This window comes from Parasphingorhabdus sp. NYA22 (assembly GCF_976973735.1).
In genome coordinates this window covers 1-24,338 of record NZ_OZ333478.1, presented here as the reverse complement: position 1 = coordinate 24,338, position 24,338 = coordinate 1, and the positions used below count along the sequence as shown (strand labels likewise).

Sequence of the window (24,338 nt, the reverse complement as noted above, 5' to 3'; positions counted from 1 at the left end):
CAATCCCTAAGCAGCATTCACTTCTACGGTGATATGAGAAAGCCCGGCGGTTTGGGCCAGCCTCTCACGGTAAGCCACGGGGTTCATCTCACTTGCCGTGCTAACGGCAATAATGGCGGCATGATGACCCGGACCCAGCTGCCAGACATGCAAATCTGTGATTTTGTCTCCAGCTTCCTCGACGACGGAGCGGATTTTCGCAGCAATGGGATCGCCCGCCTCCCGGTAATCCAGCATCATCGCGCCGGTATCGCGCATCAGGCCCCATGACCAACGCGCGATGACAAGCGCGCCAACTATACCCATGAGCGGGTCAAGCCATATCCATCCGTAGACGCTGCCCGCTATCAGGGCGATAATCGCCAAAACCGATGTTAGGGCATCGGCCAGCACATGGAGATAGGCGGCGCGCAGATTTTGATCCCGTCCATGATGACCATGATGATGGTGGTCGTCCTCATCATGACTGTGATCGTGATGGTGGCTATGCCCATGATGATGGTCATGATCTTCGCGGAGCAGCCAAGCGCTGACTAAATTCACAATCAGGCCAATAACGGCGACGACAATGGCCTGCGGGAAACTAATCGGGACAGGGTTTGCCAATCTAACGACACTTTCCCATCCTATCAGTAGCGCAACCAGCGCCAGAACAATTGCACTGGCGAAAGCTGCAAGGTCCCCCACCTTGCCGGTGCCAAACGTGAAGCGGGGGTTTTTGGCATTGCGGCGCGCATAAAGATAGGCAAGCGCAGCTATCAGCATCGCAGCGGCATGCGTGGACATATGCCAGCCATCGGCGACCAGCGCCATCGAACCGTAGATGGTCCCTGCTGCAATCTCGACAACCATCATCACGCTGGTCAGGGCAATAACGAACCAGGTTCGGCGCTCGTTGCGCTCGTGATTTTGGCCTAGAAATACGTGATCATGTTCGTGACCGGTTTGCGTTGCACTTTCGGAGGCGATCATTTCAAATATGTCCGGATCACCTGGATCAGATCTGTCGCGCCTTGAGCGCGCCCTTCATCAGTGTCCGTTTCAGGGTTCGAGACATGTTCGCGGACATGATCCTCGATCAGTTCCACGGTAAGCCCATTTACGGCTCCTCGAACTGAGGCGACAAGATTGAGGATCTCACCGCAAGGAGCCTTGTTTTCCAAAGCTCGCTCAATGGCTTCTAGTTGCCCTTTAAGGCGGCTGACGCGCGCCAGAAGCTTTTTATCATCTGATGTATGTGACATAGCATAGGGGGCTACCCTATATTATGAATTTTGTAAAGAGCTGGTGTTCGTAGTTTTTTGGCCGATCAACTTCGTTTATGGGGATGAGCCAGAGCAGGACTGGCAACAGTGGCCAAGGCGGTAAGTGCAACTAGTATATTACGCATTCTTTTTGGTCCTATTCTTTAAGTTCAAATTTCGAGAATTGACCAGTAGCGGAGACGGTAATGGTGACGGGGCCTTCGGTCCGATTGCGCCAATACCAACCATGCGTGCCATCAAATGGAGCGCGAAACCTGCCGGTCGAGGAAGCTTTGGTCCCTTTATCATAGCTGGTATATTCGTCCGAGGCGGCTCCAAAAACCTCGCCGTGCTGGTCATAATTGACGGCATTTTTGTCTGTTGCCCAGGTGAACTCAAACTCTTCGCCTGCTTTCATTGTCGCTTTCACCTCGCGTCCTTCGCCCGGCTGCAAGGTGAGCGTAACCTCGCTGTTCTGAATGCCCGCTGACGCTTCTCCTTCAACGGACGCGAGATTGTCAGCGGCCGGAGCTTCTTTCTCTGCTTCCTGTTCAGCCTGCTTGCCATCGCCCATGGCTTTGAGCCCCAATGCGCTGCCAATACCGGTTGGATCAATGCCATATTCGGCAGGAAGTATAGTGGTCACCAGCAGGATTGCAGCGGTAGCGGCTGCAAAAGCAGTGGCCTTGTTCAATTGGCGGACGGAGGGAAGCTCCGAACGAGTGGGTGTTCCAAATTCAGTCATGTTAGTCCTTTCAAGCGACATAATAGCCGGTGAGCTGATATCCAAAGAGCATGAAGCCCGCGATCATCAAAGCGACATTGGCCGAGAATGCATGGCGGCTAAAGCTGGCGGTGCGGCGCCAATATCCCATCGCAATCAATATTGCGCCGAGCGCCAGAAACTGTCCGATTTCTACACCAACGTTGAACGATATCAGATTGATCAACAGGCCGTCTGGCGACAGCGAAAATTCCTGCAATTTCGTCGCAAGACCGAAGCCGTGGAAGAAACCGAATATCAGGACCGCAGCCTTGGTATTGGGCTGGAAGCCGAACCAGCGTTGATATGCGCCCAGATTGTCGAGCGCCTTGTAAACCACCGACAGCCCGATAATTGCGTCGACCGCATAAGAGCTGATGTTCGTGCCGAGCAAAACGCCCGCAAGCAACGTTGTGCTGTGCCCGATTGCAAAAAGGGTCACATAAGCGGCGACATGTTTGAGCCGGTAGACGAAGAAGATAACGCCGAATAGGAACAGCAAATGGTCATAACCTGTGACCATATGCTTGGCACCCAGATAGAGGAATGCGATAATCTGCGGTCCGCTGGTTTGTTCGATATAGCCCTGATCGCCCTCTGCGACCCCGTGGGCATAGGCAGTGGTCGCGAAGGCGATGCATAATATCATGCCCAGAAAAGCTTGGACCGAAAATTTATACCCGGATATTTTCATGAACTGCCTCATATTGTTGCTACTGCTTGCATATTTTTCTCTCTTCTTTCGGCGCGTCCGTGGATCAGCCTGTATAATGCAGGCAGCACAATCAGCGTCAGGATGGTCGAGGATATAATTCCTCCGATTACGACAGTGGCAAGCGGGCGTTGCACTTCCGATCCGGCCCCGACGTTCAGAGCCATCGGCACAAAGCCGAGCGATGCGACCAGCGCGGTCATCAGCACAGGGCGCAGCCGGGTGAGGGCTCCTTCCCGAATGGCTTCTTCAAGCGCCATGCCGCGCTCCCGCAAATCGCGGATGAAAGACAGCATCACGACACCATTGAGCACCGCCACGCCCGACAAGGCGATGAAACCAACTCCTGCTGAAATTGACATCGGAATATCTCGTAGGGCTAGCGCCGCGACACCGCCGGTCAGCGCCAAGGGCACTCCGGAAAACACGATGGCAGCGTCACGGGTCGAACGAAACAACATGAACAACAAGCCAAAGATAAGCAGGAGCGCCATAGGCACGACAATCTGCAATCTTGTGGCTGCTGACTGAAGCTGTTCAAATGTCCCGCCATATTGAACATAATAGGTTTCCGGCAGTGGGACATCGCTATCGATCTTTGACCTCAGTTCGGTGATGAACGATCCCAAATCGCGTCCGCGAACATTGGCGGTAACAACCGCGCGGCGCTTGCCGTTTTCCCGGCTGATCTGGTTAGGGCCAACGGACAGTTCAATATTGGCAATTTCTGACAATGGCACGAACTCACCGCTGCCCCCACTTGTAATCGGGATTGGCAAGCGGCCAAGCCGCTCAATATCGGTGCGGATTTCTTCTGGCAATCGAACGACGACGTCAAAGCGCCGGTCACCTTCAAAAACCTGACCCGCATTGCGCCCGCCGGTAGCGGTCGCCACTGCATCCTGCACATCGCTAATATTTATGCCATAACGGGCCAGAAGTTCGCGGCGCGGCGTGACCGACAGAACGGGAAGTCCCGTTACCTGTTCCAGCTTGGTATCTTGCGCTCCGGGTATCGATTCTACGATCGTTTCAATTTCAGCGCCCGTTTCGAGCAGTTGATCGAGATCCTCTCCGAACAGTTTCACCGCAACATCGGCGCGGACACCGGCAATCAGTTCGTTGAGTCTCATCTGCACAGGCTGCGTAAATTCATAATTATTGCCCGGAATCTGCTGCACTGCTGCGTTCAGTTCCTCGACCAGCTTTTCGCGCGGCTTGCGCGGGTCAGGCCAATCCTTGCGGTCTTTGAGCATGATGAAATTATCGGCAACCGACGGCGGCACCGGATCGGTTGCCACATCGGCTGTCCCGATTTTAGCAAATACCCGCTCGACTTCTGGAAATTCGCTAATCCGTTTTTCCAGCGACTGTTGCATCTGGATCGCCTGACTCAGGCTGGTGCCCGGGATGCGCAGTGCGTGCATGGCAATGTCGCCTTCATCGAGGTTTGGAATAAATTCCGAGCCCAGACGCGTTGCGCCCCATCCGCTGACCGCAACCAGCAAGGCTGCCCCGGCAATCAGGATTTTGCCCTTGGGCATCGACCAGTCGAGCAAAGGCGCATAGCCTTTCCGCAGCCAAGCCATGACACGGTTCTCTTTCTCCTCAACCTTGCCGGTGACGAACATCGCAATCGCCGCAGGAACAAAGGTCAGCGAAAGTAGCAGCGCTGCCGTAAGTGCAAGCATGACGGTAATCGCCATGGGGTGAAAGGTTTTGCCTTCAATCCCAGTCAACGCGAAGATCGGCAAATAGACAACGGTAATGATGATAACACCAAATATCGACGGACGGATCACTTCGCTGCTGGCGCGGGCAACAAGGCTAAAACGTTCCTCACGGTCGAGCAGGCGACCAGCTTTTTGCTGTGCTTCCCCCAACCGTCTGAGACAATTTTCGACGATGATAACAGCGCCATCGACGATCAAACCAAAATCGAGCGCGCCGAGGCTCATCAGGTTCGCGGAGACACGCCCTGCCGCCATGCCGGATAGCGTCATCAGCATGGAAATCGGTATGACCGCTGCGGTAATCAGCGCAGCACGAACATTGCCGAGCAGCAGAAACAGGATAACTATGACAAGCAACGCGCCTTCGAGGAGGTTTGTCTCCACCGTTGCAATCGTCCGCTCGACCAATTCTGTGCGATCATAGAGCGGCACCGCCTGCACTCCATCGGGAAGCGAACGATTTACCTCCTCCAGCTTTTCTGCTGCTGCCTGAGCGACAATGCGCGGATTGCTGCCGGTGAGCATATAGATCGTGCCAAGCACGATCTCCCTGCCATTTTCCGTTGCTGCGCCGTTGCGCAATTCGGATCCGATTACCACTTCGGCAATGTTGCCAATGCGAATAGGTATTCCGCCGCGTTTTGCGACGATAATCTGCGACAGATCATTTTGATCTTCTACCCGCCCCGGTATCCGGATCAGAACTTGCTCGCCCGCACGCTCTACATAGCCTGCGCCCGCATTTGCATTATTTGCTTCCAGCGCATCCACCACATCGGTCAGCGATATGCCCAGGGATGCCAGTTGCTCGGCATTGGGGGTCACATGATATTGCTTGGTATAGCCGCCAACTGTGTTGACCTCCGCCACTCCGCGAACATTGCGCATTTGCGGGCGCACTACCCAGTCATGCAAGGTGCGTAAGTCGGTTGGTGTCCACTCTGAACCGTCGGACTTGCGCGCGCCCTTTTTGGGCGTGACCGAATACATGAAAATCTCGCCAAGCCCGGTCGCGGTCGGTCCCATTTGCGGTTCGATGTTTGGTGGCAATTGCGATTTGGCCGCCTGCAGACGCTCGTTCACCAGCTGCCGCGCAAAATAGACATCGGTGCCGTCTTCAAAAACGACTGTTACCTGGCTCAGGCCGTAGCGCGAAACCGAACGAGTATAGTCCAGCTTCGGAACGCCTGCGAGCGCCGTTTCAATCGGATAGGTAACGCGTTGTTCAGCCTCCAGAGGAGAGAACCCCTCGGCCTCGGTGTTTATCTGCACCTGAACATTGGTGATATCGGGCACAGCATCAATGGGCAGTCGCGTTGCGCTCCACACGCCAATTGCCATCAGCACGACAACTATGGCGAGCACAAGCCAGCGCTGCGCGATCGAGAAGCCTATTATTCTAGCGAGCATAGTTTGGTTTTCCATTAGTGATCGTGAGATGCGCCGGACTTTTCAATGTCCTGACGAATGAGAAATGATCCTTTGGCTGCATATTTGGTGCCGGGCTTGATGCCTCCCAAAACCTCGGTCCATTCAGAGGATTTTCGGCCAAGTTCGAGCATGCGCACTTCGTAAACTTCACCAAAATTGGCATAGACCACGGTGAAATCCCGAAACGGCTGCAACGCCTCTGTCCGAACCGCCAGCGGCACTGTCACTGCGTTCACCACCACACGTCCGTGCAGAGCGATACCGGGACGCCAGCGTCCATCGCGATTTGGCAGACTAGCGCGCACCTGCGCTGTGCCTGCTGCCACATTGCCTTCGGCCAAATAGCCTCCGAGAACCGAATCAGCGACCGGTTTGCCATCAAGCGTCTCAATGATAATTTTCTGGCCAGGCCGGATTGTGCCCAAATCTCGCGGGAAAATATTGAAAACGACGCTCGTGCTGCTTGGATCAGTGATGACATAAATAGGCTGGTCATAGGCGACATTTCCGACATTGGCGTTGCGCTCTGCAACCACGCCACTGACAGGCGAGTAGACCGGATAGATTTGCAGCGATTCACTCGATTCAATCCGCGCCAGCAACTGGCCCTTTTTGACATAGTCGCCGACCGCTTTTGTCACTTGCATCACTTTGCCCGGGAATTGCGCTCTGATTTCCGAGGTTGCTGCCGGGTCCAATTGGACGACGCCCTCTACTTCACGAATATCGCTGATCGATTGTGGACCAACCACTTCAAATTCGATCCCGCCATCTTTTGCGGCAGACGCGCTTATCTTCGTCTGACCTTCGGGACTGGAATATTTCCAGACATGGCGTTTCCCGCCGGAAGCGGCGACAACCTCCACATCAAAGCTATGGGGTTCAATCACCGTGCCCTGACCGACCAGATAATCTTTCTCCGGCTTGAACGCGAATTTTTCAATCTGGCCGTCCAACCGTTTCAATGTGACGGTAAGCTTGACAGACTTCGGGTCGACGGGCTTGCCATCGCGTGTCGGATAGACGCGAAATTCCGGTGGCACACCGTCTTCAAAAACGGTCATTTCGACGGCAAAATCGCCGTCCCGAAGGATCTTTCCTCCGTGAGGGCCTTTTTCTTCTTCGGCCGCTTCGCCTTCGCCCACTTCACTCGGTGCATCTGTGCTACATGCGGCCATCGGCACAAGAAACAATACCGCCATCGCTGCACCAATTTTCCAGTTCGTCTTCATGGCTGTGTATATCCTTCATTGATTGCCGCAATAGACGCATCAAAGCGTCCGGTGAGCCGGTCTAATTCGGTTTGGAGATCGCGATATTCGATCATGGCGGTCAACCATTTGTCTTGCGCTATGATGATAGCGTCGGCTGCATCTTGCATATCCCGGAAGCTGAAACCGCCGCGATTATAACCCTCGCGCACCTGCGCCAACGTCTTGGCCACGCGCGGATAAACTTCGGATTTGATAGCTTCCGCGCGGCTAAGCGCACGGTCTGCTTCTGCGCCGAGACTTGCCCGTCGGCGTAGTCGCTCTAACCGATTGGCCTCCGCCGTCAGTTCAAGACGCCAGCGTTCGGCGCGCGCGCGTTCGATATTGCCTTGATTGCGATCAAAACGCCCCAGCGGTATGGTAATCCCGGCAACCAGCGCAATATCATTGGTTCCCTTGATAAAACGCGTGCCGCCATTGACGGTATAATCCTGAGTCTTGCGGGTTTGTTCTACAATAACCACTGCGCTTGCCCGCGCCACCCTGGCTTCTTCGAGTGCTTGATCAGCCTCTGCCAGTTCGATCTTTTGATTGCCGCCAAGCACCAATTCTCCGACCACATCAAGGTCATCGCCATTGCCGCCCCAGAAGGAGGCCAGAGCGTCGCGCGCATTGCGCAGCTGTGCCTGAGATTGTTCCACTGCGATCTGAGCCTGCGCCACTCGTGCCGCAGCCCGTGTTTCTACGAAGAGCGGGTCCTTGTATCCGCGCACCCGCCGTAAGGCTTCGCTCTGCAAGCCCTCTTCAATGGATAACTGCTGCTTTGCGATGGCCTCGATTTGCCGGGCAATCAAAATATCCAGAAACGATCGCTGCACAGCGGCGGCCAATTCCAAGCGGGTGACCTCGGCTGAGGCACTGGCCACACCGATTTCCCGTTCAGCCAGTGCAACGCGCGCCGCCCGTTTTCCGCCGCGTTCAATAGGTTGATTATAGGTGGCAGTCACCTCCGCACGGCGGAGCACGCTATAAGGGCCGGTGCCGACAAAATTCTCGGCTTCTACGGTAACCGATGGATTGGGACGAACGTCAGCTTGCACCTTTCCAGCGCGCGCCGCTGCAATCGCAGCTTCCTCGGCGCGCAATAACGGCGCTGCATCGAGCGCTTTTGCAACAGCCTGATTGAGCGAAACGGTCTCCGCAAGGCTTGGTGCACCGGTCACAAGCAACGCACCCGCCAGAAGGGCGGCACGTGAATATCTTAACATTTGTTGTAAACTCCTGATCCATAACAATTACAGCGCGCAGAAAACTGCACGCTGCGGCTAATAGATCAGGCTAATGGTGGCTCAATTGGGGGTTTTTGTGTCACAGACCGCATAAATGCAGGAGCGGACGCAAAGACCAAGTTGCGACCATCATGGTTAGTTGATTCAACTTTGGTGCCGCTCAAATGGTCTGCGGTCGGCGAAAAATGCTGATGCGTATCACCTTCCACATCGAGGGTGTTATCCTCGTCAGCAGGCTGGCTGTTCAGCGCGACTTCCTGCTTTGCCAAGGACATATTGGCATCAAGTTCCTGATGAAAGGCCTGACTGGCGCTATCATGATCTTGGTGATGTTCCACTAGTCCCGGCCCAGCATGAATGCTCCCGAAAACAAGGGCGATAGCTATCAGCATCAGGGAAAATCGAGCGAACATGGACGCGTCCCTAAACGTGGACATATTGAATCACAAGAAAAATTTTTGAGCGGGACGCGTTTTCACTTGCAGTCGTATGAAAACGCAACCTACTCGTAACAAATGCTCGAAATCCTCCGCAACAAGATATACCGCAACCTTCTTTCGGCCCAGATTATTGCGCTAATCGGAACGGGACTGGCGACAATTGCGCTCGGTTTACTCGCCTTTGATCTGGCTGGCGGTAATGCCGGCGCTGTGCTCGGCACAGCGCTTGCCATCAAGATGGTCGCTTATATTTTTGTTGCTCCCGTCGTCGGTGCCTATGCAGATCGGCTACCGCGAAGAGCGTTTCTGGTTGCAATGGACGCAGTGCGTGCAGGCGTTGCATTCATGCTGCCTTTTGTCGATCAGATCTGGCAAATCTATCTGTTGATCTTCATTCTGCAATCGGCATCGGCGGCGTTCACGCCCACTTTCCAGGCGACTATTCCTGACGTGTTGCCTAACGAGGATGACTATACAAAAGCACTTTCCTTCTCACGTCTCGCTTACGATCTGGAAAACCTGCTGAGCCCGATGCTGGCAGCAGCCTTGCTGTCCGTTATCAGCTTTCACTGGCTTTTCGCAGGCACCGGCATCGGCTTTATTGCTTCTGCACTGTTTGTCTTGTCGGTCACTTTACCGGCGACCAAGGCGATCACGCGCACTGGCGGTATCTTCGCCAAGACCACAAGAGGTCTGCGGATTTATCTAAAAACACCAAGGCTGAAAGGGCTTCTTGCACTAACTCTGGCTTCGGCAGCAGCAAGTGCAATGGTCATCGTCAACACCATCGTCATCGTTCGCGATCAGCTCGGTTTTGGAGACAAGGCGGTCGCTTTGACACTCGCAAGCTATGGTGCAGGCTCAATGCTCTCCGCGCTGCTGCTTCCGCGCATTCTTGGTCGGTTCAGTGACCGTAAGGTGATGATGACCGCCGCCACTGCGCTGTTTGGCGGTCTAGCCGCAATGGCGCTACTGACATCGATATTGCAGCAATCGGCCTATTATTGGCAAATAGTTCTCATCGGCTGGTTTGTGCTGGGGATAGGCTATTCCGCTAGTGTCACACCCTCGGGGCGACTGTTGCGACGGTCAGCCCATGCCGAGGATCGGCCCGCAATCTTCGCGGCGCAATTTGCACTCAGTCACGGCTGCTGGCTGATTGCCTATCCGCTCGCCGGTCAAGTGGGCGCGGTGTTCGGACAAACAGCGGCATTCGCCATATTGGCGTTTCTGGCGCTATCCGGAATCATCGCCGCATTGATTTTTTGGCCCGCAGGCGATCCCCAAATCGTCGCGCATAATCACGATGATCTGCCGCCAAACCATCCGCATCTTCGCGAAGAGCATGCAGGACAAGCGTTCAGCGGTCACACCTATGTGATTGACGATTTGCACCCGCAGTGGCCGCGAGGATAAGGATCGCAACTCTTCCTTCGACAAACAGACATTCCACTACCCAACGAGTTGTTGTCATTCACAATCACTCGATCGGTCGGGATATCCTAAAAGCTGCCTAACCGCTTTCCGGCTGGTGAGCAGCAGGTGGGCAATCGCCCCGAAACCCGACATTCAGTTGGATCAGTTTTAAAGCAATAGCAGAAATTGGCTGAGTTATCGTTTGATGAATGGTCACAATCGAATCTTGACCAAAGCCAAATATATCGATAATTCGGGATATATGGATAAGAATGATGCGCTGAGCGCCTTTGGTGCGCTGAGCCAATCTACACGACTTGATGTCTTTCGCCTGCTGGTCAAAGCGGGCGAAAAAGGCATGTTGGCAGGCGAAGTGAGTGGCTCGCTGGGCGTGCGGCAGAATACAATGTCTTCCAATCTATCCATCCTTTCGCAATCCGGCCTGACCCGAAACGAACGTGAAGGACGTAATATCCGCTACTTTGTCGACACAAATGGATTGAACGGGTTGCTCGTTTTTCTGCTTGAGGATTGTTGCGGTGGTCAGCCTGAGCTTTGCGGGACTTTAATAAATGAAATCGCCTGCGCCGGTTAGGAGAATGTTGTGACGGAACTTTCGCTTCCGGCTGCGGCCGGGCTTGGAACCTTTGAACGGTGGTTGTCCGTATGGGTGGCGCTCGCAATTTCCGCAGGGCTTCTGCTCGGTAATCTTTTTCCCGGTCTTTTTGCAGCCCTCGCATCGCTAGAGATTGCCTCGGTTAATCTGCCGGTGGCTGTTCTAATCTGGGCGATGGTCTATCCGATGATGGTGGGTGTCGAGTTCGGCGCTATGAGACAGGTCGGGGATAAGCCAAAAGGTCTTGTTGTAACGCTGGTCGTAAACTGGCTGATAAAGCCATTCACGATGGCTGTACTTGGTGTACTGTTTTTTGAATATATTTTCGCCGGCCTGATCCCGCCGGATGATGCGCAAGCCTATCTCGCCGGCGTCATTCTCCTTGGTGCCGCACCTTGTACGGCAATGGTCTTTGTCTGGTCGAATCTGACCCGCGGAGACGCCACCTACACATTGGTGCAGGTCAGCGTGAACGATGTCATCATGGTGTTTGCATTTGCGCCCATTGTCGCTTTTCTTTTGGGTGTGACCGATATCGTGGTACCTTGGGACACGCTTCTATTGTCGGTTGGGCTCTATGTCATGCTCCCGTTGTTGGCGGGGTATCTCACTCGCCGTAAACTGGTTGCGCATCGCGGCGAAGCGGCAGTTGATGCCTTCAAAAGCCGTGTACAACCATTTTCCATTGCCGGGTTACTGATCACGGTGGTGTTGCTGTTCGGATTTCAGGGAGAGGTCATTCTCGACCGACCACTCGTAATTGCGCTGATTGCGATTCCTTTACTTATCCAATCCTATGGGATCTTCTTTGTTGCCTATGGAGCGGCGCGGGCGTGGCGAATACCATTTAATGTCGCGGCCCCTTGCGCACTTATCGGGACATCCAATTTCTTCGAACTGGCGGTAGCCGTGGCGATCAGCCTTTTCGGCCTTGGTTCGGGAGCAGCCCTTGCAACGGTGGTCGGTGTGTTAGTCGAGGTGCCGGTGATGCTGTCGCTCGTCGCCTTCGCCAACAAGACGAAACACTGGTTTCCAACCGAAGGAGATGCTGCATGAGCATAGTTATCCACCACAATCCTGATTGCGGCACATCGCGTAACGTATTGGCCACTATCGAGGCATCGGGCGAAACACCTGTTGTTATCTATTATCTGGAAACGGGTTGGACCCGTCCGCAACTGTTGGCGTTGTTCGCCGCTGCTGACTTGACGCCACACACCGCGCTGAGAACAACAAAATCTCCGGCGGAGGAGCTTGGGCTGCTTGATCCGGCGATGGATGAAGAAACCTTGCTCTCCGCGATGCTGAAACATCCCGTTCTGGTCAATCGACCTATTGTGTGTTCGCCGAAAGGTGTGCGGCTCTGCCGTCCCAGTGAATTGGTGTTCAACTTATTGGGCAACCTGCCGCCGGGACGAATATCAAAAGAAGACGGTACGTTGCTAATTGATGCAGCAGGAAAGCGGGTTAATTGACGCTCCAATCAGTATGCACGGGTTGGTTTGATTTGCAAAGCAACAAAAAACCCGTCAGTCTGCAAACCACCCGATTGTGTTGAAAAACTCCACAACCGATTTTCGTCAGCAACCTTTGGCCTTAAATGAAGTGTTGAGCGCAACAATGATTCACACGATTAAGCGATGTTGAATCAATATTGCTGAAATTTATCGCCAGTCCTGCCAACCCCGAGTTTTTCAACACAACCCAACCAATTGCGTATATCAACCGTTAAAGGCTAGATAGCCAGATGGCAGGGCGAATCGAGAAACTGCAACTGTGGGCGCGGGCATTGAAGCGCGATGTCGTTGCTATGTGGATTGCGGCACGTAGCACTCGCACGCCTTGGCTTGCAAAGTTGGTAGCCGGGGGCGTGGCTGCTTACGCATTTAGCCCCATCGACCTAATACCAGACTTTATTCCCGTAATTGGCTATCTTGATGATCTGGTCATTTTGCCACTAGGGATTGCACTTGGAATACGCCTCATCCCTGCTCCGTTAATGGCAAATTTCAGGGCAGAAGCACTCCTCAGATCCGATCGTCCCGTGAACTATGTCGCCGCCGCTTTGATAGCCGCTGTATGGGCGGCGGCCGTACTGGCTTTGGCAAGTTGGATAATCGCAAACGTCCTCTAGCGGTCCAGAATATGTCATGCCTTCAACATTGCGATAATCGGCCACTCATAAACCGTTTGTAGCATCCCTCGGGCGCACCAGAAATCAATTCTTGTCGAACGTGTGAAGAACCGCCAGTATTGCTCCTCGGAGGGCGATGCCGCGCCATCACCCGAACCAACCTGCACGTAGCCGCGCGACCGGGAGAGATAAAGGGCATGCCAGAGATGGGAGAGCTTTTGCGCGATGGCGTTGTGCACGACCCGTTTTTCGAAACCGTCAACGACGGCGAATGGAATGCATGCATCGGTAAACAAGGCGATGAGATCAATTATGTCGAAGGTTATATTGAGGCGGCGCAGCTGCTCGCTGACACGCTGATCGCGAAGAAACTCTATGAAAGCCGAGACACACTCGCGATGCCGATCCTTTATAACGCACGGCATGGCCTGGAGCTAGCGCTCAAATATATTCTGCGCGAACTGGTGGCGATCGGCATGGCGCGCGAGCGCGAAGGACCAATCAACCATGATATCGAGGGTTATTGGGAGCATCTGAGCGCTCAGGTGATCGGCGACCTCGCCTGCAGAACCCATATAGCCGAACTCAAACCCTTCGTCGAAAGCTTCACTCGTCACGATATCGACGGACAAGAACTGCGTTATTTCGAAAATCAGGAAGGCAAACAGAGCCTCGAACAGCTTGCTGTCGTCAATCTGCATTTTGTGCAGGCGAGCATCGTCGAACTCCGCGATATTCTGGGGCGGCTCATGGACCGCGTATTCCGCCTCTCTCAGGAGGTTGTTGCAGGCAACAGTACGAAAGACTGCTCCCGCTCCGATCTCATCGAGATTGCAGGGATAGTCGGCGCGAAATCGACCTGGACCGAGGAGGCCTTTATTGCGCGCAGGGCAGCCACGATGGAACGGTTTGACCTTAGCAGCAACGGGTTTTCCAATGCGCTCACGGCGATAAAGGCATCGCGCGAAATTAAAGTGCTGATCGGCCTCGATACCAAATTGAGCTATCTCACATCCGAAAAGATTATGGAGATTGCCGAGATTTGGCTCAAGGTGCATCCACCGGTGCACTCGGACGAAAAGCCGCGAGTGGTCAATGCTGCTAGCGCAAGTTTCGACGAGATCATGCGATATGGCGACGATATGCGTGAGCTCAACGGCGCGGTTCTAAAAATGCTCTCGATCGAAGAGTTCGCCGAGCTACAAACCATCTTCTATATAGGCCGTGATGGACTTTTCGGTGATCAATATGCTCGTCTTCTTGATCAGACGCTAACTAGTCATCATCGCACGGAAAACCGCATCGCCCTTGTCCATCACATCTTGTCAAAGAGCAACTTCATTGCCGGACTTGTTGCAGGCTTGCGCAAGGTCGGGCAACCAAAACTCGCGGTGGCGCTTGCCGAGCTGCGCGACGCCGCCCGGCCAGAGGCTTAGGACATTGTTTACCGGCCTGCGGAGAAAATCGTCAAAATATGACGAGTTTCTTTTGACTTACAGCAACATCGAGGTGTTAATGCCCTCCGATGATCGCGCGATTCATGACGAATTGCCGTTACCAAGGGGTTATACACATGAATAAGATGGATCTTGTCAGTAGCGTCGCGGACCACAGCGGCCTTAGCAAAAACAATGCCGCCAAAGCGGTAGACGCAGTTATCGGTTCGATTACCGGTGCATTGAAGGGTGGCGACGACGTTCGCCTTGTCGGTTTCGGTACCTTCTCGACATCCAAGCGTAAAGCTTCAACGGGGCGTAATCCGCGTACCGGCGAACCAATGCAGATTCCGGCATCTACTCAAGCGAAATTTAAAGCAGGCAAGGGCTTGAAAGACGCTGTCAACGCGTAATTCCTCCGCGAGAGGACGACCGCAGCTTTGAAGCTGTCGGTCAGCTACCGCTCCAGTTTCGCGCATTAACAAGCGATGGCGCTGCTTGGTTTGGTGGCACCGATAATCGCGTATGCCTCTAAGCCAGAGACGCCTGCCAGGCTCCCATCGAACCGAGATAAATGTCGATTTTTTCAAACCCCTGTCTGGAAAGCCATCCTGCAGCAACGGTCGCCCGCATGCCGCTCGCGCACATCATGGTATAGTGACGTGATCTATCGAGTTCTTTCCAGCGTTCATTCAATTCACCAACATAGATATGCTCTGAACCATCAATTGATGCCTCTGCACGCTCATCTGCATCACGGACATCGAGTAAGGTCCACTCGTCGCGATCCTCGTTCAGCCGTTTTTCAATTTCCTCCGTTTCGATCATTGGAATTTGCTCCATGATTCTCCCTGCCGCAGCAGCCGGGACGATGCCGGTATAGCCGCCGATAATATCGTCAAGGGCAATGCGAACAAGATGCTCCGTTGCTGCGGCAAGCTGGCTTTGGTCTGAACCGATCAGAAGAACGGTGTCTTCTTCACCTATGAACCATCCTGCAAATGCCGGTATCATGCCGACCGGCAAACTCAGCGAACCGGGGAAGTGACCTGAGGCGTATGCCATTGGGTCGCGGACATCCACCAGATGGGTGGGAGAATGACTTTCCATTTCTGGCAGGTTTAAAATTTTTGGCTCTGCTACGCGCGGAGCGGGATCTCCACCGTCCAGATTAAGGCGCTCCATCAACCGGAAATAGGGCGGTTGATAATGGTTCTCGTTGATTTTGATCTCGATAAATTCATCCCGGCTCTCGATTTGCAACCGGGGATTATTTCTCCGTTCATGCCCGAGTGTAGAAAACTCCCGCTCCGCCATTCCCGATCCACAAACCGATCCTGCCCCATGTGCGGGATATATTATCGCCTGGTCGCCCAGTGACAGAATTTTTTGCAGGGAATCGAAAAGAAGCCCGGCAACTTCCTGTTGGCGGTCCGGGTAGAAATCGGTTCTCCCGACGTCGCCTACAAAGAGCGCATCTCCGGTAAATACACCGACAGCGCCGTCCGAATATTCTGTGTCATAGAGAGCAAAAGCTATATGATCGTCGGTATGGCCCGGGGTTTTGATGACCTCAAGTATGAGTTGCCCGATTTTAAAGCGGTCGCCGTGACCGGCGATTTCTGCATAAACAACGTCTCCCGCAGCATTGGGTCCATGGAAGACCGGTGCATCCGTCATGCCGGAAAGAATGGGCGCACCGGATACCAGATCTTCATTGCGATGAGTCTCGAAGATATGGGTGATTTCCAAGCCTTCGGCGCGCGCTATCTCAAGATAAATATCGCAGTCTCTTCTGGGGTCAATGACGGCAGCCTTGCCTCCTGAACCGACAAGATAGGAAAGATGGGAGAGACCCGGCGTCTTGATTTTTTTTAACAACATGATTGTTCCTTGCCTAAAAGAGACTACGTGCAAACTTGGTTGAAGTTCCCAATATCGCTCAGTTTCTGGCTATCGAGAACCAGGGCCGGTCTCAATGCCCGGCCCTGCATCGGTTTAACCGAACTCGATTTGCTCGGCGATGATTTCGGTGCCGCTGTGCTTCACGCCGTCTTTCTCATATTGGCTATAGTGAATACGTCCAATAATGATGAGCTTCTTGCCCTTCGCGACATGTTTGGCGATGGTTTCAGCCAGACCGTTGAAGCAGGTGATGCGGTGCCATTCAGTATATTGTTCGGGATGGCCATTTTCGTCGATAACTGCCTTGCCTTCTGCGCGTTTATTGATGCTTGTGGCAAGACTGAAACTTGTGACGGCGGCGCGCTGCGATGGGGTTTCCCCTACCCGGCCTGATAAAATAACGTGGTTCATATCATTTCTCCTTAAGGCTTGGGACAATTCCTTCTGCCTGCCCATGAATGAGAACCGGGCGGGGGCGTCTGCACTGAGGCTTGCCGAGGGACACCGCAAAAATGGTCTGGCGCGGGCAGCGAAGCAACACGGGGCCAATTTTGTGGTTGCACGGCGTTCCCCGCTTGGGGCTATGGGCAGGTGAGGAAGAAGGGGTTGTTTCGAACCATTTGGACGACATTGAAGCCCGGCCATAATGCAGCGGACGGGATGATGCGCCCTGCGCGCCGCCATCTTTCATGCGTTGCAGGAATACTGGCTCGCCCGAGGACATCTGGGAAATTTTCGCGCAAGGACCGGACAATTGCAAGCCAAGCACCATGTGCCGCTTTTTCGAGCTGCTGTTCAAATGCGCACAGATGAGGGTGAGGACAAGCCATTGTCACTGGTCAGGCAGAGTCCAGGAGCAGCAAATTACGGTGTGCGTGCCAAACGGCAGGCCATATGATTTTTTGGTATCACCATTCTCTGTCCGCCACTCCTTCGTTCACCGACGCGCCGACGTACTCTTCCAGCGCAAAAATTGGAGCCCGGCCAAACCCCCTTCACCGTCAGGCTGAAGGGATGCTCCGTACAATCTCAGCGAGATCGGACGAGAGGTTGGGTAGCGTAGAGCGGTCTATTTCAAGGACAGCGCCGATGAACCCCAAGGCCCGCGCCCGGCGCGGTTCTTCATAGTCTGCGCGACTGGTTTCAATAACCACGGGAATGTTATTATTTCCCCGCTGCAAGGAGATGAGCCAGGGCGGACGAACCGGGCCGTCAGGGGTGATGTAGTCGAACATGGGTTTTGTGGCGGTAAGGCCAATGTCTTGCCGCGCGAGCATGTGACGCGCGGTGATCAAAGCTTCGACGATGACCCGGTCGAAATCATGATCTACCGGAATGAAGCGGTGGCCGTTGTGGACAGGCTGTCCCCATGCGCGAAGCGCGCCGTAACCGCGCGCATCGGGATCCTCACCGATAGCAACCAAAGTCAGGTCGGGCCCGCTGATCGGTTTTCCCCGCGTGCCTGGGTGGCGAAGGCGGGTTGCGAGATCGATGGTGCCATCTGTGGTTTCGATGCTGTGTTCGTGAACCTTGCGGGCAAAGACGAGCAGATAAGCCTGCGGTTCATGGCCTTTAGGCCAGCTTTTAGCCAGTTCGCGTAGCACTGCGAATATGCGCCGCGATTCCCAATCGCGCGGATGGGTAAAGAGGATGCGGCTCAGCGGTATGCCGGGTGCAACCTCCAATCGTTCTGCGAGCTGGCGTACAGCGGCAAATTCGCTCGAAATGTCGCGTTTGTCCTGTTCATTTGCTTCAATGACCGTGCGCCCGCTCAGTTCGAGCAGGCGCCACAGCAGCTTTGCAAGACGCGGAGCGCCGTGGCTTGCTGCATCGCGCGGCTCCGGCTTCTCTTCGGGATGCTGCGCCAGTGAAAGCGCGGGTGGACGCAGCACGGAAAAATAGCCTTCAGGCTGGTTGCGCGCGGGACGTTTCTGGCTGGTAATAGTGGTGAAAGCCTGTTCCCGGAAAAATGGACATTTGATTCCATGTTCAGGCCTGCTTCGCGCTGTCAGCCGCCTGAGATAATAGGTGTCGGCCCCGGTGAGCAAGGCGGGCGAGAGCATCGGTGTGGCAAGCTCGCCCTGACAGTCGCAGGCGATCCATTGCCCGTTTTTGCGGGCATGGCGCACAAGCATCAGCGCTGCTTCTTCATCGCGGTGATCGCCGCGCCCGGTGTACCAGATGCGCAATGTGTCACTAAGCGCCGGTGCGATCGGCTCTTTGCCTTTTGCGTTTTTCGCGCCTCTGGGGACCAACCACATGGCCTTGCTTAAGCTGCTGGCAGCTTGACATCAATCTTTGTTATGGTGGTCCAGTTCAGCTCCTTCCAGCGGGAAATCCGGTAGCGTGTTCCCGCCGCTGGATTGAGGAAGATCGTCCTGCGTCCCTGCCGGGAAACAAGGAAACGCCGCCCTTCGCTTCCATCGGTAAATTTGATCGTTTGGGCAAAGACGATCATGTCGCCGTCCTTGGGTGGGGGCCGATGCTTTCGGGTTGCGACCGCCCTGCAGCGGGCGCGCCACTGCAGGGCATATTCGCTGGTCGTGGGGCCGAGCATGTCAAGTATCCTAGCGGGGCATTCGGATTCGTTCGGTCCCATGGTTTCGCTCATATCCTTGTAACCGAAAATCATCCCGTCGCTGGCGCGCTTATTATATTTGACCAAGCATACCAGCGCGAACACAGTGGTCTGGCCGGTGTCATTATTATATTGGCGGCACGCGGCATACCAGGTGCGCATCTTGATCATTGCAGAGGCCAGTATTTCGCTCTTGCCCGCATCGTTCTCGAATGTGAATTGATCTTCAAGATAGGCTTTTGGCGTTTTGTGGTATCCCAGTGAAGTCATGAATAGCCATCCCATTGTTGTTCTCCTTGTTATGTGGTCGTCACGGTAAAATTGACAGGGGGCCGATGTTCACGCTATGTCCACAATCATAAGGAATTTGATATGAACAAGGCACCGAACTGGTTGCAAAATATTGATGTGGATCTTGGTCTGATCGAAATGCGTGATTGCTGCGACGAACATTGGACATTTCGCGCGCTTGCCGGTGCTTCGGTTGGGGTTGACCCGGAGGATGCATTGTCGGCTGCATCCGAGCTTTCGCGCACAGTTAATGGTCTGATGGCAGGACAAACTGACGCCAAGACCGCACTAGCGGCCATTCTTGGCGGCCGCGGCAATGATTATCAGCGGTGCCTGTGGTATATTCTGGCAGGCCGGGACCCGCTTGGCACATCTGTTGATCTGGGCCGTCTGGTCGAACTACTTGCAGCACGCGCACAACTGGCCCGTGAAGGAGCGGTTTTTGGCAGCGGCTTGGTGCTTGCCGATGATCCTTATGTGACCGCCGATGTTGATGGTCCTCTAGGCGTGTTTTCGGGCGACTTTACGCTCGGGGCGCAATGGGCTCCCTTTGCTCAGGCCCGCTAGCGACAATAACCAGCGGCGGCACGGCGAACGCGGCACGGACAAAATGATCGGCAATCGCACGAAATGAACCAAGCCTATGGGCCAGCTGTTCGCCGATCAGGATCTGATCGTCCTCGCTGACGTCATATTCATCAACGGCGTCTTCCCCCTCTCTGGTTTCGGCTGCTCCGCGATAAACGGTACGGAAGCACCCCCATACACCGGCGCACATGCCGGTCCACCGGGTGTAGGCGAGTTGGTGGGTGCGGCAGAAGGCTTCCAGTTCAGTGAACGTGCCCCAGCTAACTTCATGCGCGCTAAGCAATAATGGTTCGCCGCTCACAAGTTCCGTTAGCTCAAATGTTGGGCCGTCAAATTCGGTAGAGAGGCCTTCATCACTGATGGCGGTGAGAAGTTGGGGAAGATCGGCGGCGGGTAGCTTTCCTCCGATGGTAATTGAAGCTGAACAGCGGTCTGCCATGATAATGTCCTTTCGTTGATTGAGCGCGCGACGAGTCCGTCACGGCCAGCGGCTATGATGAATTTGAAATCGCGCTTATGCGCTGGGTTTGTTGGCTTTTACGTCCGCCATTATCTGCAAATCATGCTGACTGATGTCGATGAGGTAATCAACGGCTGCCACAGTAACCAAAACTGAATATGCACCAGTATTGCTGCAATTGGGAACTTCGCAAAAGCGAAGATCGCGAACGGGAATTGGCACTCCAATGGCCTCGCAGCTTCGCTTTTGTAGGCTATAATTCTCATATATCTAACTCCTTGAGCTTTGTATCAGTCTCGATCAGCAAGGATCCTTGCGATGACGCGCTGGGTTCCGGTGTTGGCGGGTTCCGCGATAAAGGGTTGTTCCGGTTTGCCGGTTGCGGAAACCTGCATGTCCTGGTTGGTCGCTTCGGCAACGCGGGTGGCGACGCGGTATGCATTCTCGAGCGTGGCAACGTGACCCGCAGTGCGCTGGTCAGCTGACACCAGAGGTCTCCGCGAGCGCGGTGAGATCATTATCGAGCATCTGGGCAAGCGTCTGTTGGGATATGGTGTCACCCGTGATGACGAAATATCCTCCGCCGAAACCACCGGCGCGGGCCTTATCGCAGGTATCGGCATAAACGAACCCGAGCGGCAGCTTTTCTGGGTATAGGCGTTGGAGGCATTGTCCGAGCGCCGAGAGATTGGGCGCGCCATCGCTGTCAAAGATGGTGAGAGTACTGCTGGTTTCATTGTAAATGCACTCAATGCCGAAAATCAAGTCGTCCATAATCTCCCAGAAGTTTTGATCTGGACTCTGACTGTCGGTGCGGAATGCCTTCTCGATTTCCGGTGCCAGCATGGGTCCGTTTCCATCTTCGATGGATGCCGCGCTTGCAATGACTGAAACAAGCTGTTCCGCTTCCTCGCGTGTCACAGCGAGCTTGAACGAAATATGGGTGAAATAATTGGCCATGTTGGTCTTCCTCACATGTCATAATGGTGGATTTTGGTCGGATCGGGCTTCAGGCCGCAACAAGCTGGGGCTCGCGACCAACGATCCGGCACGGGCCTTGCTGGGCAAAACCCAAGATGAAGTTGACCGCTTCGTCAGCTTTGGATGCGGCGGTCAAGATGGCAGTTTTGTCGGACTTGAGGACCTTGAGCCAGTGCGCGAGGTAGGATGCATGATTGTCGAGTTGCGCTTCGGGTAGCCCGAGTGTTGCGCCAAGAATAGCGGCAGCAATATCCGCAACAAGTTCTTCCATGGCATAGGCTGCATCGCCGAAGCGTTTGCCAAAAGTGCGGTCAAGCCGCCGTTTTGCGCCTGTCCAATGGGCTGTCTCATGTGCCCGTACCGCAAAATAAGCTTCAAAGTTGGGAAACTGGTCGATAACTGGCAAAACGATCTCATCGCGGGTGCGATTATAATAGGCCTGATTGCCATTGTGACGGACCGCCGCAGGGATTTTGGCGAATATCGCCTCTAGCCGGGGCCGGTGGATGGATTCGGGTATCTTTTGAGCCGGTTTTGGTATCGGGTAAAAATGAGCAGGAAGCCCGTCAATCTGCTCAGCATTGAAGACCGCATATTGACGAAGCAAGCGCCGCGTTTGTCCTTCATCGCCGCTACCGACTGCATTGTCATCGATGCTGTCCTGATCTGCCCTACCGTCCTTGGTGACCAGTGTCTTGTAGAAGACCCCCTGCGATGATTTCTCGCCCTTGCGAACCTGTCCCTTAAGGATGATCGCCTGCCGGTAGGTCATCCAGTAAGGAGAAATATAACCGCGTTCTTCCGCCGCCATCCAGAGGATCAATGTGTTAATCCCGCGATAGGCTGAGCCGCAATGGCGTAGCGGACGCGAGATCGGTTGCCCGGTCCAGGGTTTGACCCAGGGTTTTGTTCCCGCTTCAAGTTTTGCGATAATAGTTGCGGTAATCGTGGCTGAGATGTCGGTTTTCATGGGTATTATCCTTTGAGCGCGCGCAATTGCCCCGCTGCCGAATGACAACGGGGCAATGCATGCAAGTTTGTGGTTTTGTATTCAGGCAGCCTTTTCAGGCGTTCTCGCTGGTGGTCGAGGCCTTGCTATTGCCGTCCGCTTCACCCTCGCACCCGCTTTCTGGCTCTTCGCCGGCGGGGTGGCTATTATCCTCACCCGCTGCTCCTCCTTTGGATTCCTCGCCCTCGGCCCCGGTTTCCTCGGCCTGGTTGGGATCGAAGCGCATCGCTGCCGGTAGCCATGCAATCCCCGCTTCGCGAATTTCCGGCTCTGTGATCGCGCTGCCATCACAGAGCTTTTCGCAGGCGTCGGCCATTTCAGCGACTTTGGAGCTGGCATATTTTGCAGCCAGTACCGGTCCTCCGATGGCATCGAGCGCACGCTGCATCCCGGCTTTTCGGACACGGGCGAAGTAACCGCCTGCGCTTGGCCGCCACCATGCCGCAACATCGATGTCGAGCAGTTGACCCAGATGATCGTGGAAGGGGTTGCTGTGCTGCAGACCCTTGCCACCAAGCGAGGCTTCCATGCTGCTAGCCATGCAGACGGCAAGCCAGGTTGCGCGGGTCTCTTCGTCGAGCTCGCGAAAGGCTTCAAAACGCTCGGCTGCCGTGGAATGCGCTGCCCATGCGGTATCGAGCTGTTTGCGAATTTCACCAAGCGCTGCGCCTGCAAGACTGTCAGGCAGATTGCCGCGTACGCTGGGATCGTTGCGCCGTGCCACCTCGAGGGAACATCCATGCTCGGAATATTTTCCGACCGCCCGGTCGGCGAGCGTGAAAATTGCGAGGTCAAGCGCGATGGCCGGATTGCTGGCGACGTGGAGTGCCAGAATATCGCGACGGGCGATCGAAAGTTCATCGGCAAGGACGCCGGAGAGACCCTGAAGTTTGGCCGCAACCTTTTTGGGATCCTTGTGGCCATCGCCATCGCCCTTTTGGCGGGCTTGCGGGACTTCCCAGTAATTGGCCTCGACACGCGGCTTACCGTCTTCGCCGATCACCATAAACTGGGTCAGAGAAGCCTTGCGTTCCTCATCAATGAGCACTTTGGTATCGCGCAGTTCTTCTTCTTCCCGCTCGAGTTTGGCGACCCGCTCGTTAATTGCATCGATTTCCTCGCCATCCATTTCGGTAGATTCGAAAAGCTGCTCTATCTGGCCATGTTCGGCTTCGATTTTGGCGATACGCGCCTCGGCTGCTTCACTCAGTGGTTCGCGGTCAAGCCGTGCCTGCGTGAGTTCCTCGCGGTCCGTCCAGGTCGAGCCTTTGGCGAGCAATGGAACAACCGTGCCGATGCCGCTTTTTTCGGCATGGATAGCTGCAGCCTCCTGCAACAACGTGCTGGCAAGGTCGATGGCAAGATCACCATCGAGCCATTCAGCAGCTTCGGCTTCGGTGAACAGGTCCCTTGCGACGCGCCCACCTGCCTTTGTATAGGCGGCTTCGCCGACGAGGAGAGCAACAGGATGTGATGCTGGAATTGATGCGCCGAGAATACGCTTGCGAATCTCGTGAGCATTGTTTTCAAGCCAGCTGCCCTTCACTTCTTCAAACACTGCAAGCTGCTTTGCCTGATCAGCGGTTGCGGCGTAGGCCTTAGCTACTTCCATCGTCATTTCGCCAACGGCGAGAATGTCGAAAATGGGTTCGGCAAGTGTAGCAAGCCGAAGTCTGCCTTCGACAAAGCGGCGCGTTTGGCCGAAGCGTTTGGCAACCGCATCAATGTCACCATCTGTACCCAGAAAGTGCAGAAAAGCCTGACATTCGTCGGTCGGTGTCATTTTCTCCCTGAGAAAATTCTCGGCGAGACTGGTTTCAGCTATGCCTTCAGCGCTCTCGTCACTGACCATCACTGGAATACCGTGATTTTTGGCAATCTTGCCAGATGCTGCGAGTATGTTGAGCGCGCGCAGGCGTCGGCCGCCAGCAAAAATGTCGTAAAAGCCCTTTTTCTTGGCTGTGCCGCCGATCAGGTTCTGCAGCACGCCTTTGGCTTCGATATTGGCAACGAGCCAATCCAGATTGGTTTCGGCACCGCTTTTGCGCACATTATGCAGCGAGAGCCTGAGCTTGTTGAGTGGAATGATTTGAATGGTCAT

General features: G+C 54.6%; 25 protein-coding genes. 8 read left to right on the top strand and 17 right to left on the bottom strand.

The features are described from left to right. Positions 1-6: 6 nt before the first annotated feature. The 8 genes from dmeF to ACWFTY_RS17080 form a co-directional block, all read right to left on the bottom strand. Positions 7-972 (bottom strand): CDF family Co(II)/Ni(II) efflux transporter DmeF, encoded by a 966-nt coding sequence (gene dmeF / locus ACWFTY_RS17115; protein WP_335660512.1) that lies wholly within the window; start codon positions 970-972, stop codon positions 7-9. Then, positions 969-1,244 (bottom strand): metal/formaldehyde-sensitive transcriptional repressor, encoded by a 276-nt coding sequence (locus ACWFTY_RS17110; protein ID WP_447526986.1) that lies wholly within the window; start codon positions 1,242-1,244, stop codon positions 969-971. Before ACWFTY_RS17110 ends, dmeF begins: the two co-directional genes overlap by 4 nt. 157 nt (positions 1,245-1,401) lie before the next feature. Next, positions 1,402-2,034: a hypothetical protein gene (locus ACWFTY_RS17105; protein ID WP_447526985.1), complete on the bottom strand. Its 633-nt coding sequence runs from the start codon at positions 2,032-2,034 to the stop codon at positions 1,402-1,404. Beyond that, on the bottom strand, positions 2,000-2,656 hold the full coding sequence (locus tag ACWFTY_RS17100; RefSeq protein ID WP_447527013.1) for a HupE/UreJ family protein: 657 nt from the start codon (positions 2,654-2,656) through the stop codon (positions 2,000-2,002). Before ACWFTY_RS17100 ends, ACWFTY_RS17105 begins: the two co-directional genes overlap by 35 nt. A gap of 53 nt (positions 2,657-2,709) precedes the next feature. After that, the gene (locus tag ACWFTY_RS17095) at positions 2,710-5,862 is read right to left on the bottom strand and encodes an efflux RND transporter permease subunit (RefSeq protein ID WP_447526984.1); all 3,153 of its coding nucleotides are present in this window, start codon (positions 5,860-5,862) and stop codon (positions 2,710-2,712) included. A gap of 14 nt (positions 5,863-5,876) precedes the next feature. Beyond that, a complete protein-coding gene (locus tag ACWFTY_RS17090) occupies positions 5,877-7,115 on the bottom strand; it encodes an efflux RND transporter periplasmic adaptor subunit (RefSeq protein WP_447526983.1) in 1,239 nt (412 codons plus the stop codon). Continuing rightward, positions 7,112-8,362, bottom strand: coding sequence for a TolC family protein (locus ACWFTY_RS17085; protein WP_447526982.1), 1,251 nt, complete (start codon positions 8,360-8,362; stop codon positions 7,112-7,114). Before ACWFTY_RS17085 ends, ACWFTY_RS17090 begins: the two co-directional genes overlap by 4 nt. Before the next feature lie 65 nt (positions 8,363-8,427). After that, positions 8,428-8,796: a hypothetical protein gene (locus tag ACWFTY_RS17080; RefSeq protein ID WP_447526981.1), complete on the bottom strand. Its 369-nt coding sequence runs from the start codon at positions 8,794-8,796 to the stop codon at positions 8,428-8,430. Between the two features lie 102 nt (positions 8,797-8,898). Here ACWFTY_RS17080 and ACWFTY_RS17075 point away from each other — a divergent pair, with 102 nt between their 5' ends. The 7 genes from ACWFTY_RS17075 (at position 8,899) to ACWFTY_RS17045 (ending at position 14,838) form a co-directional block, all read left to right on the top strand. After that, complete coding sequence (locus ACWFTY_RS17075) at positions 8,899-10,239, top strand: MFS transporter (RefSeq protein ID WP_447526980.1); 1,341 nt, start codon at positions 8,899-8,901, stop codon at positions 10,237-10,239. A 262-nt stretch (positions 10,240-10,501) separates the two neighbouring features. Continuing rightward, entirely contained in the window at positions 10,502-10,834 is a 333-nt protein-coding gene (locus ACWFTY_RS17070; protein ID WP_447526979.1) for an ArsR/SmtB family transcription factor, read from the top strand. 9 nt (positions 10,835-10,843) lie between these two features. Further along, complete coding sequence (gene arsB / locus ACWFTY_RS17065; protein WP_447526978.1) at positions 10,844-11,911, top strand: ACR3 family arsenite efflux transporter; 1,068 nt, start codon at positions 10,844-10,846, stop codon at positions 11,909-11,911. Next, on the top strand, positions 11,908-12,330 hold the full coding sequence (locus ACWFTY_RS17060; protein ID WP_447526977.1) for an arsenate reductase family protein: 423 nt from the start codon (positions 11,908-11,910) through the stop codon (positions 12,328-12,330). Before arsB ends, ACWFTY_RS17060 begins: the two co-directional genes overlap by 4 nt. Before the next feature lie 272 nt (positions 12,331-12,602). After that, positions 12,603-12,989, top strand: a complete 387-nt coding sequence (locus ACWFTY_RS17055; protein ID WP_447526976.1) for a YkvA family protein — start codon at positions 12,603-12,605, stop codon at positions 12,987-12,989. Positions 12,990-13,186: 197 nt separating this feature from the next. Further along, positions 13,187-14,425 carry a hypothetical protein gene (locus ACWFTY_RS17050; protein ID WP_447526975.1) on the top strand — a complete coding sequence of 413 codons (1,239 nt, stop codon included), beginning with the start codon at positions 13,187-13,189 and terminating at the stop codon, positions 14,423-14,425. A 137-nt stretch (positions 14,426-14,562) separates the two neighbouring features. Further along, positions 14,563-14,838 carry an HU family DNA-binding protein gene (locus ACWFTY_RS17045; protein ID WP_447526974.1) on the top strand — a complete coding sequence of 92 codons (276 nt, stop codon included), beginning with the start codon at positions 14,563-14,565 and terminating at the stop codon, positions 14,836-14,838. Positions 14,839-14,956: 118 nt separating this feature from the next. Here the strand turns inward: ACWFTY_RS17045 and ACWFTY_RS17040 are convergent, their stop codons facing one another. From ACWFTY_RS17040 to ACWFTY_RS17025, 4 genes are all read right to left on the bottom strand, one after another. Then, on the bottom strand, positions 14,957-16,309 hold the full coding sequence (locus ACWFTY_RS17040; protein WP_447526973.1) for an MBL fold metallo-hydrolase: 1,353 nt from the start codon (positions 16,307-16,309) through the stop codon (positions 14,957-14,959). A gap of 114 nt (positions 16,310-16,423) precedes the next feature. Then, complete coding sequence (locus ACWFTY_RS17035; protein ID WP_447526972.1) at positions 16,424-16,741, bottom strand: single-stranded DNA-binding protein; 318 nt, start codon at positions 16,739-16,741, stop codon at positions 16,424-16,426. Between the two features lie 590 nt (positions 16,742-17,331). Then, a complete protein-coding gene (locus ACWFTY_RS17030) occupies positions 17,332-18,591 on the bottom strand; it encodes a hypothetical protein (protein WP_447526971.1) in 1,260 nt (419 codons plus the stop codon). An 8-nt stretch (positions 18,592-18,599) separates the two neighbouring features. Continuing rightward, entirely contained in the window at positions 18,600-19,178 is a 579-nt protein-coding gene (locus ACWFTY_RS17025) for a DUF6927 domain-containing protein (protein WP_447526970.1), read from the bottom strand. Positions 19,179-19,280: 102 nt separating this feature from the next. On the opposite strand from ACWFTY_RS17025, the gene ACWFTY_RS17020 reads away from it, so the two are divergent. Then, positions 19,281-19,766, top strand: coding sequence for a hypothetical protein (locus tag ACWFTY_RS17020; RefSeq protein ID WP_447526969.1), 486 nt, complete (start codon positions 19,281-19,283; stop codon positions 19,764-19,766). On the opposite strand, the gene ACWFTY_RS17015 is transcribed toward ACWFTY_RS17020, so the two are convergent. From ACWFTY_RS17015 to ACWFTY_RS16995, 5 genes are all read right to left on the bottom strand, one after another. Continuing rightward, the gene (locus tag ACWFTY_RS17015) at positions 19,723-20,226 is read right to left on the bottom strand and encodes a hypothetical protein (RefSeq protein WP_447526968.1); all 504 of its coding nucleotides are present in this window, start codon (positions 20,224-20,226) and stop codon (positions 19,723-19,725) included. The two genes, ACWFTY_RS17020 and ACWFTY_RS17015, sit on opposite strands and share 44 nt — an antisense overlap. Before the next feature lie 311 nt (positions 20,227-20,537). After that, positions 20,538-20,735, bottom strand: a complete 198-nt coding sequence (locus ACWFTY_RS17010; RefSeq protein ID WP_162493139.1) for a hypothetical protein — start codon at positions 20,733-20,735, stop codon at positions 20,538-20,540. After that, positions 20,725-21,207: a hypothetical protein gene (locus ACWFTY_RS17005; RefSeq protein WP_447526967.1), complete on the bottom strand. Its 483-nt coding sequence runs from the start codon at positions 21,205-21,207 to the stop codon at positions 20,725-20,727. The genes ACWFTY_RS17010 and ACWFTY_RS17005 overlap by 11 nt, the downstream gene beginning before the upstream one ends. A 49-nt stretch (positions 21,208-21,256) precedes the next feature. Next, a complete protein-coding gene (locus tag ACWFTY_RS17000; protein ID WP_066746194.1) occupies positions 21,257-22,198 on the bottom strand; it encodes an ArdC family protein in 942 nt (313 codons plus the stop codon). Positions 22,199-22,292: 94 nt separating this feature from the next. Beyond that, complete coding sequence (locus tag ACWFTY_RS16995; RefSeq protein ID WP_447526966.1) at positions 22,293-24,338, bottom strand: ParB/RepB/Spo0J family partition protein; 2,046 nt, start codon at positions 24,336-24,338, stop codon at positions 22,293-22,295.

Bases quoted from the DNA above. Each gene is read 5' to 3' on its own strand.
- dmeF (WP_335660512.1), bottom strand. From the start codon at position 972: ATGATCGCCTCCGAAAGTGCAACGCAAACCGGTCACGAACATGATCAC.
- ACWFTY_RS17110 (WP_447526986.1), bottom strand. From the start codon at position 1,244: ATGTCACATACATCAGATGATAAAAAGCTTCTGGCGCGCGTCAGCCGC.
- ACWFTY_RS17100 (WP_447527013.1), bottom strand. From the start codon at position 2,656: ATGATATTATGCATCGCCTTCGCGACCACTGCCTATGCCCACGGGGTC.
- ACWFTY_RS17095 (WP_447526984.1), bottom strand. From the start codon at position 5,862: ATGCTCGCTAGAATAATAGGCTTCTCGATCGCGCAGCGCTGGCTTGTG.
- ACWFTY_RS17090 (WP_447526983.1), bottom strand. From the start codon at position 7,115: ATGAAGACGAACTGGAAAATTGGTGCAGCGATGGCGGTATTGTTTCTT.
- ACWFTY_RS17085 (WP_447526982.1), bottom strand. From the start codon at position 8,362: ATGTTAAGATATTCACGTGCCGCCCTTCTGGCGGGTGCGTTGCTTGTG.
- ACWFTY_RS17080 (WP_447526981.1), bottom strand. From the start codon at position 8,796: ATGTTCGCTCGATTTTCCCTGATGCTGATAGCTATCGCCCTTGTTTTC.
- ACWFTY_RS17075 (WP_447526980.1), top strand. From the start codon at position 8,899: ATGCTCGAAATCCTCCGCAACAAGATATACCGCAACCTTCTTTCGGCC.
- ACWFTY_RS17070 (WP_447526979.1), top strand. From the start codon at position 10,502: ATGGATAAGAATGATGCGCTGAGCGCCTTTGGTGCGCTGAGCCAATCT.
- ACWFTY_RS17060 (WP_447526977.1), top strand. From the start codon at position 11,908: ATGAGCATAGTTATCCACCACAATCCTGATTGCGGCACATCGCGTAAC.
- ACWFTY_RS17055 (WP_447526976.1), top strand. From the start codon at position 12,603: ATGGCAGGGCGAATCGAGAAACTGCAACTGTGGGCGCGGGCATTGAAG.
- ACWFTY_RS17050 (WP_447526975.1), top strand. From the start codon at position 13,187: ATGCCAGAGATGGGAGAGCTTTTGCGCGATGGCGTTGTGCACGACCCG.
- ACWFTY_RS17045 (WP_447526974.1), top strand. From the start codon at position 14,563: ATGAATAAGATGGATCTTGTCAGTAGCGTCGCGGACCACAGCGGCCTT.
- ACWFTY_RS17040 (WP_447526973.1), bottom strand. From the start codon at position 16,309: ATGTTGTTAAAAAAAATCAAGACGCCGGGTCTCTCCCATCTTTCCTAT.
- ACWFTY_RS17035 (WP_447526972.1), bottom strand. From the start codon at position 16,741: ATGAACCACGTTATTTTATCAGGCCGGGTAGGGGAAACCCCATCGCAG.
- ACWFTY_RS17030 (WP_447526971.1), bottom strand. From the start codon at position 18,591: ATGTGGTTGGTCCCCAGAGGCGCGAAAAACGCAAAAGGCAAAGAGCCG.
- ACWFTY_RS17025 (WP_447526970.1), bottom strand. From the start codon at position 19,178: ATGACTTCACTGGGATACCACAAAACGCCAAAAGCCTATCTTGAAGAT.
- ACWFTY_RS17020 (WP_447526969.1), top strand. From the start codon at position 19,281: ATGAACAAGGCACCGAACTGGTTGCAAAATATTGATGTGGATCTTGGT.
- ACWFTY_RS17015 (WP_447526968.1), bottom strand. From the start codon at position 20,226: ATGGCAGACCGCTGTTCAGCTTCAATTACCATCGGAGGAAAGCTACCC.
- ACWFTY_RS17005 (WP_447526967.1), bottom strand. From the start codon at position 21,207: ATGGCCAATTATTTCACCCATATTTCGTTCAAGCTCGCTGTGACACGC.
- ACWFTY_RS17000 (WP_066746194.1), bottom strand. From the start codon at position 22,198: ATGAAAACCGACATCTCAGCCACGATTACCGCAACTATTATCGCAAAA.
- ACWFTY_RS16995 (WP_447526966.1), bottom strand. From the start codon at position 24,338: ATGACCATTCAAATCATTCCACTCAACAAGCTCAGGCTCTCGCTGCAT.